The sequence below is a fragment of the Ensifer sp. 2TAB8 genome (genome assembly GCF_052115125.1).
Lineage (GTDB): Bacteria > Pseudomonadota > Alphaproteobacteria > Rhizobiales > Rhizobiaceae > Ensifer.
Genome location: NZ_JBFRGB010000005.1, coordinates 24,783 through 36,005 on the forward strand (window position 1 = coordinate 24,783; position 11,223 = coordinate 36,005).

An 11,223-nucleotide genomic window follows, 5' to 3' on the forward strand; every position below is an offset into this window, starting at 1 on the left:
CAGCGGCTAAATCCGCACCCGCGAAAGCCACTCCTCCGTCGTCGTCACCTCCACCTGGACCGAGAAACGGCTGCCGAGGAGGTCGAGCGCGGCATTGTGTGTCTGATCGACCGAACTGCAGACGGCATCCTTCAGCAGGATCACCCGGTAGCCAAGGTCGATCGCTCCGAGAGCGGTCGCCAGCACGCAGACGTCCGTTTCGCCACCCGTCACCACGACGGTTCCGACATCCTGATGGGCGAGCACGCTTTCGAGCTTGCCGCTCAACCAGGGCGAATAGGTGCGCTTGTCGAGAACGCGGGCAGGCGGCACCAGGCGCTGCAGGGGAGGAATGAGATCGACCAGACCCGGATCCAGCCGTGTAGCCGTCATCATTGGCCATTTTTCATAGTAGGGTCGCCACATGCCCGGCATTTCGGCCGGCGTGTGTGGGGGGACGAAGCGGGTAAAGACGGTGCGGTCAGGAACGCGGCTCGCAACCTCGACCACCTGATCAGAGATCGTCGCCATCCAGTCCGTCTGCCACGGCGTTTCTTCGCTGAACATTCGCTGCATGTCGACGCAAATATGAATCCAGCGTTCGGCGTTCATGATCACAATCCACCCGACACATTGGGCCGCCCGACGTATTCGGGTCCGACGAACAAACGCCGCGGGATGAAATGCGGTTCCTTATCCCGACGGTGCTCAATCGACGCATGCATCACCAGCCAAGCCCGGCCCCGGCCCTTCACGAGGGGCTCCCTTCGAAAAGGGCCTTGAGCGCCTCCACCAGTGCGGCACTGGCGAAGGGCTTGGAGAGGATTGGAGCCGCATGATGCGTTCCGCTCAGGGCCGTTTCGCCATAACCGCTCAAGATGAGAAAGGGGATCGATCTTTCATCGCAGGCGTCCGCGACCGGGAGCCCGCTATGCCCCTGGAGGTTCATATCCAGAACGACGGCATCGATTTTCGCCTCGTCCCGCAGAAGCCCCAATGCCTGCCCCACGGTGGGGGCTGGGCCGATCACTTCACCGCCGGCATCGAGCAACGTGTCCTCGATCGACATGGCCACCAGCATCTCGTCTTCGACGACAAGGATCCGGTGCCCCGCCAATATGCCAGACATGCTCACTCCCCCCTGTCGTCCATGCCGGCGTGCTTACCGTCGACGAAGTCCATCCCGATCGTGCAGCTGACACCCTCCGGCTCGAATCGGAGATCGACGGGATGCCCGAGTTCGTTGGCGAGGCCACGATTGAGAACGCGCAGCCCGAAACCCTGGCGGCGAGGGGGCGAAGCCGGTGGCCCGCCGCGCTCTTCCCATCGGACCGAACACACTCCGTCGCAATGCCACGAAAGTCCGACGCGGCCACCGGGGCTCGATAGAGAACCGTATTTGATCGCATTGGTCAGCAACTCGTTGAACGCCATCGAAAGGGCGAGCGCCTGTTTCGGGCTGATGCGGATCGCAGGTCCGTGGAGAGACACACGCCCGTCCTCGATCCAGGCCGCGAGCACCGCCTGAACGATGTCGTTCAGGAACACCGCCTGCCATGCCTCGCGGGTCAGGAGGTCGTGCGCCTTCGCAAGCGCAAGCAGTCGGCTATTGAAGGCTTCGGCAAACGCTTCCGGCGTATCCGCACATTTCAACGTCTGATCGGCAAGGGATTGCACGGTCGCAAGCGTGTTCTTCACACGATGATTGAGCTCGCCGATCAGCAGCTTCTGGCGCTTCTCCGCCCTGCGCTCCTCGGTTCGATCCCTGAAGATCTTGAGGTAGCGATCGGGTCCGCTCTCTTCGACTGGAAGCATGACGCCCGAACCCCAGAAACGGGATCCATCCTTGCAGTAATGCCAGCGTTCGTTGGTTGCGCGGCCCTCTTCTCGCGCCGTTCGCATTTCCTGTTCGGGGACATCAGACGCGCGGTCTTGCGGGCTGAAGAAGATGCCGCCCGGCTGGCCAAGGATCTCGGTGTCGCGATAGCCGAGAAGCCGTTCGGCGCCACTGTTCCAGCTTGCGATCCGCCCGGCACCGTCGAGCGTAATGATTGCGTACTCGCTGGCACTATCGAGGATGACCCGCAGCCGCTCATTGCTGCGGCGAAATCCCTCTTCGGCTCGCTGGTGCGCCTCCTCGATGCGCCTGCGCTCGATGCTGAAGCCCAGTTGCCGCGCGATGGTCAGGGAGAGGACGGCTTCCTCCTCCGTGAAGACGTGCGGGACTTCCCGGTAAGTCATGAACTTTCCGATGACCACGCCGTTGTCAGTCAGGGGGATGAAGGCGAGCGCACGGATACCCTCCCCCCTGATGGTGTCCTTGAGCGCCTGGGGTTCGTCAGCAAACTCGATATCGCTGACGAAGATGGGTGTGGCGTCGCGGTCGCCGGGCCGCCACGGCGAGTGACCGTCGACGGCCCGTCGATAGCCCTCGGAAAGCCCACGTGAGGCAACGAAACGCATCACCCCTGCCTGGTCGAAAAGCAGGATCGAAGCGCGGCTGCAACGCAACGCCCGCTCGATCGCATCGAATGTGGCGTCGAATGTGTCGGCGATCGAATTGGCGCGGTAGAGCGCATCCGTGAACTGGAACAGAGCCGCCAGCTCATCCGCCTTCTTGATCCAGGAACTGTCGACGCCGGATGAGTTTTGCCTCATGTCTGCACCCCGATTCCCGGCGAGAGGTCTGCCGGGATCGACCCCTTGCAAGGTTGCCACCACGAGTCCGCTTGTGAGGTTGGTCCCACGCCGGTGGCCAAAAGAAAACAACTGTGGCGGGGCGCCTCGATTTCAAGCCTGCTGCGGCGGTCGACCGGGCAAATCACGGACAAGTGCAATGAGTAGCCAGCGCGCGCGGCCTGCCGATATCCGCAGCCAGCATCCTTGAATCTGCTCGAAGAATTGCATGCTCATGTTCCTTCTCAACGGTGCGCACCACTGGTTCACCGGCAGGTTATCCAGGTTGACGGCGGGCGCGCGCGTTGATCCGAGCGCCCCAGCACCGCTGAACGCCCGCGTCAGGGCGCCTCGACAAGCGACTTCAGCCGGCCGAGCGCCTTGTCCCAGCCCTCTGCGATCGCCGCGAGGAACGCGCGCGCCTCCTCGATACGATGCGGATCGACAGCGTATAGCACCTCCTTGCCGTGACGCCCGTGCACCACCAGCCGCGCCGCGACCAGCACCTGAAGGTGCTTCACGATCGCCTGCCGGGTGATTGCCTGCCCGTCGGAGAGCGCGGTCGCCGACAGGGCGCCAGCCGCCAGAAGCCGCGTGACCAGCGCAAGGCGGGTCGTATCGCCCAGCGCCGCGAATACGCCCGCCAGTTCCCGCTCAGGCGTGTTCGACATGGCGCTTGATGTTTTCGATCTGGGCGCTCCAGCCGCCGTCATTCATCAGGAAGGCGCGCTTGCGGCGATGCGCCGGCACGGCCTCGAAGCCGGATTCGGTAACCGTCACGCGCGTATCGCCGCCAACCGGTTCCAGCCGGAATTCGACGAGCGTGGTCGGCTCCCGCACCGGATCGCATTCGGCATCGAGACCATAGGGGATCCAACGGAAGCTGAAGAGCCGCGGCGCATCCATCGCCTCGACCGTGCAGAAGACCGCATTCGGCTCGGGCTGGCGGATCGGCGCCGGCTCAAGACCGATCGAGGCCTGATACTTGGCGATGTTTTCTTCCTTGAACTCCCCTTCGAAGGAGCCGGTTATGGCCCGCCCGGGCGCAAAGGGCTCGTTCAGCCTTACACCGAACCACTGCCCGAATTCGGTGACATCGGTAATCGCCCGCCAGACACGCTCGATCGGCGCGCGCAGCAGGATTGCCTTTTCGATACGATCGAATGAGCTCATGTCGCTTTCCTTTCGTGCAACGATTTGGTTGCAATATAGAGGTCGTTGGCGGATGCGCAACCAAATCGTTGCACATCATGCCTATTGCCCCGACGCGGCGGCGTCACTCACTTCGTCGGCGCAACCCGCCACACCTTGTTGCCGACATCGTCGGCGACGAGCAGCGCGCCGTCACGGGCGATCGCGACGCCGACCGGCCGCCCCAGCGCCTTGCCGTCGTCGGTCAGGAAGCCGGTCAGGATATCCCGCGGCGGGCCTGCGGGTTTGCCGTTGGCGAAGGGCACGAAAATAACCTTGTAGCCGCTGCGCGGAATCCGGTTCCACGAGCCGTGCTGCCCCACGAAGGCGCCGTTCCTCATCTCCGGCCCGAACAGGGCAGCGGCGTTGAAAGTCAGGCCGAGCGAGGCGGTATGCGGGCCGAGCGCATAGTCCGGCTTGATCGCGCGCGCCACCAACTCGGGGTTCTGCGGCTTGACCCGTGGGTCGATATGCTGCCCGTACCAGCTGTAGGGCCAGCCGTAGAAGGCACCATCCTTGACCGAGGTCATGTAATCGGGAACGAGATCGGGCCCGAGTTCGTCGCGTTCGTTGACGGCAACCCAGAGCGCGCCGCTATCCGGCTGCCACGAGAGGCCGTTGGGGTTGCGAAGTCCGGAAGCGAACTGCCGCATCTGCCGGGTGGAAAGGTCGATCTCGTGCACGGCGGCCCGTCCCTTCTCCTCGACCATGCCGTTTTCGCCGACATTGGAATTGGAGCCGACGGTGACGTAGAGCTTGGTCCCGTCCGGGTTGGCGATGATGTCCTTCGTCCAATGGTAGTTGCGGCCCGCGGGCAGGTCGACGATCTTCTCCGCCGGCGTCGCAATATCGGTCACACCCTCCCGATAGGGAAAGGCGACGATCGCGTCGGTATTGGCGACGTAGAGCTTGCCGCCGGCCAACGCCATGCCGAAAGGCGAATTGAGCCCGATAATGAAGGGTGTCTTCGTTTCCGCCACACCGTCACCATCAGCGTCGCGCAGCAACGAAATGCGATTGGCGCTCTGGCTTCCGGCGCCCGCCCTGCCCTGGATGAAATGGGCAGCAAACGCGCGAACCGAAAAGCCGGGCTCGGGCTTTGGCGGCGCGTTGCTCTCGGCAACCAGCACATCGCCGTTCGGCAGTACATGCAGCCAGCGCGGATGATCGAGGCCGCCCGCAAATTCCTTGACCGATAGACCCTGTGCGGCCGTCGGCATCGTGCCCGGAGGCCAGGGCGTGGCCTCCGCGACATTCACGGACGGTACGAGCTCCACCTTTGGATCGACCAGAGCCGGATCAGAGCCATAGGTCTTTTCGATCGGCACCGTTGCCTGCTGTCGCGACAGGTAGGCGAAGCTCGCTCCGCCGGCGGCCAAAAGCACGCCGAAGATCAGAAGGACGACGAGAAGCTTTTTCATGCGGTTTCCTTCGATGTCCAAACCTAACGACAGCCGGCTACAGGCGTTCCAATCGCCGGAGGAAAAGTGCTGAAAAATTCACACGGAATCAACGTCGGCGGATCGTCTCCCGGAACGATTGATCGCGGATGCGGGACGACCACGATGAGCGTTGCTGCGCAATTGGCTGCCCGGCGCGAAGCGCCCTGTTGATGCGGCTGAAAAAGCGCTGGACGAACGCCGCTCGCTCAAGCTTTAACGGAGGCCGAGGAGAGCTCCTTCGGGGGCTGCAGTCTACCGATCGGAATACCATGCCAATTCATGAACTCGCCGCGCTTGGCGCCGCGACCTGCTGGGCGCTCACGGGGTTGATCTCGGCCGGGCCGGCCGGCCATCTTGGGGCACCTGCCTTCAACCGCCTCCGGCAGATCTTCGTCACAGGACTTTTGGCGATCTATGTGCTCTCCACCGGGACGTGGCGTGAGCTGGATGCCACAAGCGTCACACCGCTGCTCCTGTCAGGCTTGATCGGCATTTTCATTGGCGACACACTGCTCTTCGCTGCGCTCAACCGGCTCGGTCCGCGCCGCTCCGGCATCCTCTTTGCCCTCAATGCGCCGATCGCCGCGTTTCTCGGCTGGCTGGTGCTCGGCGAAGCGCTTTCGCCCACAGCGGTTGGCGGCATCGCGCTCACGGCCACGGGCGTGTTCCTTGCCATTCTCTTCGGCAAGCGCCGGGCGCAGATGCATGAATGGGAAAAGATCAAGGGACCGCTTTGGATCGGCGTCCTGCTCGGCCTTGGCGCTGCCACCGGCCAGGCGATCGGCTCGATCATCGTCCGCCCGGTCATGGCCTCCGGCATCGATCCTTTTGTCGCCTCCATGCTGCGCGTCGGCATTGCCGCCTTCTGCCTGAGCATCCTGCTCCAGCTCCCCATTCCATCGGTCAAGCCGAGGGCGCCGCTGACCCTCAAGGTCGCGGCAATGACGGCGCTCACCGGGGTACTCGCTCTTGGCATGGGGATGACGCTGCTGCTCTTTGCGCTCTCCGGCGGCAAGGTGGGCATCGTATCGACGTTGTCCGCAACGTCGCCGGTCATGATCCTGCCGATGCTGTGGCTCAGGACAGGCGAACGCCCCGCCGCCGGCGCCTGGGCCGGCGCTGCCCTCGTCGTCTGCGGCATGGCGCTGATCTTCATTCGATAAGGCCTCGCGCCCCCTACCGAGGCGCATGCGAACACGGTGCGCGGCGGTGCGCTATCGCTCAACGCGACGACAACCCTTGCGGTCAGCGGATTTTGCGATGGCGCGCTCCGAATTCGCGGAGTATGGCGTCTCGATCCTTGATCATGCCATTGAATTTATTTTTATATTCTCAGCTTCGACCGCCGATGCTCAAGCGGTGGTAGCGAATCATTAACCATGATTAGATACCCACAGCCTCCTAAACCGCTGGCTGATTCGCGAGCGTTCGTTAGCATCGGCAGCATCCAATGCGAAAATCACCGCTCGCGGTCCACTCCCGACGTCTCGGCCTTTTCACGGCATTGGCCTCTTTCGCACTGACGGTGCCCTCACTTGCCCAGTCCGTCTGGACAGGCAGTGCCGACAATGAATTCAGCAACGGCTCGAACTGGTCTCCCGGCTTGCCCGGCACCGGCGACGCTGCCGAAGTGGAAAATGGTTCGCCGCAAGTTACCAACGACGCTGAGATCCGCACGCTCTACGTCGACGGCGGCAACGTCACGATCTCCAATACCGGCGCGCTGACCGTCGCCAACGGTACTGCGATCAACACGGGCAGCGTCAGCATCAACGCCGGCGGCGCTCTGAACTCCAACGTCGACCTGAACGGCGGCAACCTTTCGGTCGACGGCGATCTCAACGGCAGACTGACGCTGAACAACGGAAACGTATCCGTAAACGGCACGCTCGGCAGCGCCGTCGTCGGTGCGACGACATCGCTCTCCAACAACGGGCAAACCGGCGACCTCGACGTTTCCCAGGGCGGGACCTTCGTCAACAACAGCGGCGCCGAGGCCGGCGCCACCACCAATGCCGGGACCACGTCCAACGCGGGAACGATTGCCTCGCTGACGAACACGGCCGGAAATTTCACCAACAACACCGGCGGCACCGTCACCGGCAAGACGACCGTCTCGGGCGGAACCGTCACCAACAACTTCGTCGTGACCGACGCGGACGTCGCGGCCGCTGCCGCCTTCGTCAACAACAACGGCGCAACCGCTGGAAGCGTCAGGAACTCCGGCACCCTGTCAAACGCCGGCACCATCGCATCCGTCCAGAACGACGCCGGAAGCTTCACGAACAATTTTGGCGGAGAAGTCACCGGTGAAACGACGGTGACCGGCGGCAGCGTAACCAACAACGCGACGCTCGGCTCCGTCACGATCGGCCAAGGCGGTACGTTCGCAAACACCACCGGCGCCAAAGCCGGCGCGGTCACCAATGGCGGCGCCGCATCGAACGCAGGCACGATCGCCTCACTGACGAATACGGCGGACAACTTTGCCAATAATGCCGGCGGCACCATCACCGGGAAGACGACGGTTGCCGGTGGAACCGTGACGAACAACTTCGTCGTGACCGACGTGGACGTCGCGGCCGCCGCCGCCTTCGTCAACAACAATGGCGCCATCTCCGGCAATGTCAGCAACGCCGGCACGGTCTCGAATGCCGGAACCATCGCGTCCCTGGATAACCGGGCCGGTCATTTCACCAACAATGGCGACGGCAAGGTCACCGGTACGACGACGGTCGCCGGCGGTACCGTCGTCAACAATGCCGTGCTCGGGGACGTGCAGATCGGTGCCGAGGGCACGCTGACCAACAACAGCGGCTCCAGCGCCGACAACGTGACGACGGCCGGCAACGGCTCGAACGACGGAACGATCACCTCGCTGAGCGTCAGCGACGGGCGGTTCGCCAACACCGGCACGATCAGCGGGACAGCAACGGTCAGCGGCGGTTTGCTGGTCAATGACGGCACGGTCGGCGGCCGGATCGACGTCTATGACGACGGCCTGCTCTCTGGCAGCGGCGTGGTCGGCGGCCTGACGGTCGGCGCAGGCGGCGTGCTTTCCCCGGGTCCGGGCATTGCGGTCACCACGGTCAACGGAGACGTGACGTTCCGCTCCGGCTCGGTCTACCAGGTGGAGTTGGACGCGACCGGCCTTTCCGATCGCATCTCCGCCTCCGGTGCAGTCACCATAGAGGGCGGCCGGCTGGACATCCTTGCCGGCACCGGCGGCTACGGCCCCGCAACCGACTACAGTATCCTGACCGGCAGCAGCGTCACCGGGACGTTCGAACAGGTGACAAGCAATTTCGCCTTTTTGTCGCCGACGCTGAGCTACGGCCCGACGAGTATCGATCTCCGGCTTGACCGCAATGCTGTTTCCTTCGCCGAACTGGCCGAAACGGCAAACAGCCGGGCAGCGGCCGGTGCCATCGAAGCCCTGGGGCCAACGAACCCTCTTGCCATGGCCGTGCTGTCGCTGGATGCCGATACGGCCGGCCGCGCCTTCGCGCAGTTGAATGGGGAAGTGCATGCCTCGCTGAAGAGCGAAGTCCTGTGGGAGAGCCGTTTTCCGCGGGAGGCAATACTCGACCACACGGCCGCCACACGCACGAGCCGCACCCAAAAACCGGACGACGGCGCGTTCTGGACCTCGGCCTATGGCGCAACGAACCGGCTATCCGGCGATGGCAATGCGGCAGGTGTCGACGCCCATACCGCCGGCGTGGTGTTCGGCGCTGATGCGGAGATCTCCAGCGAATGGCGTCTTGGCGGCATCCTCGGCTACAGCCATCTCACCATGCAGCCGCAAGCCACGGTCGTTTCCTACCACGCCGGCCTCTATATCACCGGCGAAGCCGGGCCGCTCGACCTCACGGGCGGCGCGATCTATTCGCGCAATGAAGTGGCGACGCGGCGCGACATCGCCTTCGGGCAGTTCTCCGATCGGCTGCGGGCCGACTACGAGAGCGATACGGCGCAGGTCTTCGCGGATCTTTCCTGGACGCTGGAAGCCGACCCGCTCAAGCTGCAGCCGTTCGCAAACGTCGCCTATGTGCATCTCGATACCGATGCCTTCCGTGAATCCGGCGGCGCGGCCAAGTTGTCGTCGAGCGATGCATCGGACGAACTGACCCTATCGACAATCGGCATTCGCTGGTGGGCCGACCTTCCGGCCGCCGAGATGCCGGTCGAACTCTCCGGCATGTTGGGTTGGCGACACGCCATCGGCGACCTGTCGCCCTCGGCTCGGCTCGCTTTTGCCGACCCCGGCTTTTTCACGATCGCCGGCGTGCCCTTGCCGCGCGATGCGCTTGTGGTGGAGGCAGGCCTTTCCGCCAGGATTTCGGAAACGGCCTGGTTGGCACTCACCTATGTCGGCGAATTTGCCGACGGCGTTCAGTCGAGCGCCGGACGGGCAAGTCTGCTCGTAAACTTCTGAGCCGCGGCGCACTTCCTTGCCGCCAAACCCCTGCTGCCTCGCGCTTGACGCCTCAGGCTCGGCAAGGGCATTCTCCACAAGCTGCATTCGGAATTGACTGCAACCATTGAGCAAGCACGAATTGCAGTGGCCGAACGTCCGCGGGAGTACTTGTCTGCGGCGTGAATGGATTGCGGACGAACCCTCGACTTGGTGGCGGGCCGGTATCTCGATGGGAACGTTATCGCCAGCTTCGGGAGCGAGGGCGCCATGACTGGAATAGCATCCACGGACAGGGCAAGGGAAAGCACTGGTGCTGCTACCGAGCCCAACATGGCCGCAGCACCGACAAAGATCGCCGAATTTCTCGCCGCGCATGGCGGCCCGTTCTACGAACTTCAAGCCCGGCTGAAGCTGTTGCATGCGAATGCCTTGCAGTCGGGCAGGCGGGCGGTACTCTTCGTTGCCCTTGCCTGGGGCGGGCCGTTTCTGCTTGGTTTGCCGCTAAGCCTGTCGATCGACCAGGGTGCCTACCTCGCCGATCCCGGCGCCTGGGCGAAATTCTTCGTCGCGATTGCCGCCTTCGTGCTGGCGGAGCAACAGGTGGAACGCGGATTGCGCATCAAGCTCGGGCAGTTTACCCGGGCGCCGCTCATTGCGCCGACCTCCATGCCGGCCGCCACCCACGCGGTCTCGGTCGCACTTCAGCGACGCGACTCGTGGCTTGCCGAACTTGTCTGCCTGGCCCTCGCCGCGATCGCCGCGCTGCTGTCCTTCCTCAATTTCCATATGTCCGACGTCTCGTTCTGGGCGGTCGAGCATTCGGCGGAAGGCAACCGGATCACGGCAGCGGGCTGGTGGTCGATCTGCGTCAGCCTGCCGCTGTTCGTTTTCCTGTTCCTGCGCGGCGTCTGGCGGCACTTGGTCTGGGCACAGCTTCTGCGCAAGATCGCACGGCTGGAACTTCGCCTGGTGGCAGCCCATCCGGATGGCAAGGGCGGGCTCGGTTTCCTTTCGCAATACCCGAATGCCTATGTCTTCTTCGTCTTCGGCATGAGTGCGGCGATCGCGGCCGCCGTCATGAAGCATCTGCTGCAGCAGTCGTTGTCGATGACCACGTTCAGCATGATCATGAGCGGCTGGCTCGCAATCGTGATCGCGTTCTTCGCCTATCCCCTGTCGGCCTTTTCCAAACCGCTGGCACGGCTGAAGGAGGCGGGGCTGCTGATGCTCGGTGTGCAGGCGACACGCTTCCACCGTGCCGCCGAACGCAAGGTGCTCGGCCGCAACGTGCTCGCCGACACCGCACCGGAGCCGGACGAGGAGACGGCGGACCCGAGCAAGCTCTTCGATACGACCAACAAGCTCTCTTCCGTCCTCGTCAGCCGTACCTCGGTCGTGCCGGTCGCGGCCGCCGCCCTCATACCCTTCGCATTCGCCGGCGCAACCAGATTGCCTTACAAGGAAGTCTTCTCGGTGCTGAAGAAGCTCCTGCTGCTGTGACCGGCCAATTTCGGG

9 protein-coding genes are annotated in these 11,223 nt (G+C 63.7%); 3 read left to right on the plus strand and 6 right to left on the minus strand.

Annotation, left to right across the window (positions count from 1 at the left end):
* Positions 1 to 6 precede the first annotated feature (6 nt).
* The 6 genes from AB4Z53_RS11125 to AB4Z53_RS11150 all read right to left on the minus strand — a co-directional run bounded on the left by AB4Z53_RS11125 (position 7) and on the right by AB4Z53_RS11150 (position 5,267).
* A complete protein-coding gene (locus AB4Z53_RS11125) occupies positions 7 to 591 on the minus strand; it encodes a cysteine hydrolase family protein (RefSeq protein ID WP_441595856.1) in 585 nt (194 codons plus the stop codon).
* A gap of 139 nt (positions 592 to 730) precedes the next feature.
* Positions 731 to 1,108: a response regulator gene (locus AB4Z53_RS11130; RefSeq protein ID WP_223727981.1), complete on the minus strand. Its 378-nt coding sequence runs from the start codon at positions 1,106 to 1,108 to the stop codon at positions 731 to 733.
* Positions 1,109 to 1,110: 2 nt separating this feature from the next.
* A complete protein-coding gene (locus tag AB4Z53_RS11135; protein ID WP_441595857.1) occupies positions 1,111 to 2,637 on the minus strand; it encodes a sensor histidine kinase in 1,527 nt (508 codons plus the stop codon).
* 359 nt (positions 2,638 to 2,996) lie between these two features.
* Positions 2,997 to 3,326, minus strand: a complete 330-nt coding sequence (locus AB4Z53_RS11140; RefSeq protein ID WP_441595858.1) for an ArsR/SmtB family transcription factor — start codon at positions 3,324 to 3,326, stop codon at positions 2,997 to 2,999.
* Complete coding sequence (locus AB4Z53_RS11145; protein WP_113538483.1) at positions 3,310 to 3,828, minus strand: SRPBCC family protein; 519 nt, start codon at positions 3,826 to 3,828, stop codon at positions 3,310 to 3,312. Before AB4Z53_RS11145 ends, AB4Z53_RS11140 begins: the two co-directional genes overlap by 17 nt.
* A gap of 107 nt (positions 3,829 to 3,935) precedes the next feature.
* Entirely contained in the window at positions 3,936 to 5,267 is a 1,332-nt protein-coding gene (locus AB4Z53_RS11150) for a PQQ-dependent sugar dehydrogenase (protein WP_441595859.1), read from the minus strand.
* A gap of 290 nt (positions 5,268 to 5,557) precedes the next feature.
* On the opposite strand from AB4Z53_RS11150, the gene AB4Z53_RS11155 reads away from it, so the two are divergent.
* The 3 genes from AB4Z53_RS11155 (at position 5,558) to AB4Z53_RS11165 (ending at position 11,208) form a co-directional block, all read left to right on the plus strand.
* Positions 5,558 to 6,451 carry a DMT family transporter gene (locus tag AB4Z53_RS11155; protein WP_223727976.1) on the plus strand — a complete coding sequence of 298 codons (894 nt, stop codon included), beginning with the start codon at positions 5,558 to 5,560 and terminating at the stop codon, positions 6,449 to 6,451.
* Positions 6,452 to 6,738: 287 nt separating this feature from the next.
* Positions 6,739 to 9,726 (plus strand): autotransporter outer membrane beta-barrel domain-containing protein, encoded by a 2,988-nt coding sequence (locus AB4Z53_RS11160; protein ID WP_441595860.1) that lies wholly within the window; start codon positions 6,739 to 6,741, stop codon positions 9,724 to 9,726.
* 249 nt (positions 9,727 to 9,975) lie between these two features.
* A complete protein-coding gene (locus AB4Z53_RS11165; protein ID WP_291148926.1) occupies positions 9,976 to 11,208 on the plus strand; it encodes a hypothetical protein in 1,233 nt (410 codons plus the stop codon).
* Positions 11,209 to 11,223 lie beyond the last annotated feature (15 nt).

Excerpts from the sequence above, each read along its gene's own strand:
- AB4Z53_RS11125 (WP_441595856.1), bottom strand. The coding sequence starts at position 591 with ATGAACGCCGAACGCTGGATTCATATTTGCGTCGACATGCAGCGAATG.
- AB4Z53_RS11130 (WP_223727981.1), bottom strand. The coding sequence starts at position 1,108 with ATGTCTGGCATATTGGCGGGGCACCGGATCCTTGTCGTCGAAGACGAG.
- AB4Z53_RS11135 (WP_441595857.1), bottom strand. The coding sequence starts at position 2,637 with ATGAGGCAAAACTCATCCGGCGTCGACAGTTCCTGGATCAAGAAGGCG.
- AB4Z53_RS11140 (WP_441595858.1), bottom strand. The coding sequence starts at position 3,326 with ATGTCGAACACGCCTGAGCGGGAACTGGCGGGCGTATTCGCGGCGCTG.
- AB4Z53_RS11145 (WP_113538483.1), bottom strand. The coding sequence starts at position 3,828 with ATGAGCTCATTCGATCGTATCGAAAAGGCAATCCTGCTGCGCGCGCCG.
- AB4Z53_RS11150 (WP_441595859.1), bottom strand. The coding sequence starts at position 5,267 with ATGAAAAAGCTTCTCGTCGTCCTTCTGATCTTCGGCGTGCTTTTGGCC.
- AB4Z53_RS11155 (WP_223727976.1), top strand. The coding sequence starts at position 5,558 with ATGCCAATTCATGAACTCGCCGCGCTTGGCGCCGCGACCTGCTGGGCG.
- AB4Z53_RS11160 (WP_441595860.1), top strand. The coding sequence starts at position 6,739 with ATGCGAAAATCACCGCTCGCGGTCCACTCCCGACGTCTCGGCCTTTTC.
- AB4Z53_RS11165 (WP_291148926.1), top strand. The coding sequence starts at position 9,976 with ATGACTGGAATAGCATCCACGGACAGGGCAAGGGAAAGCACTGGTGCT.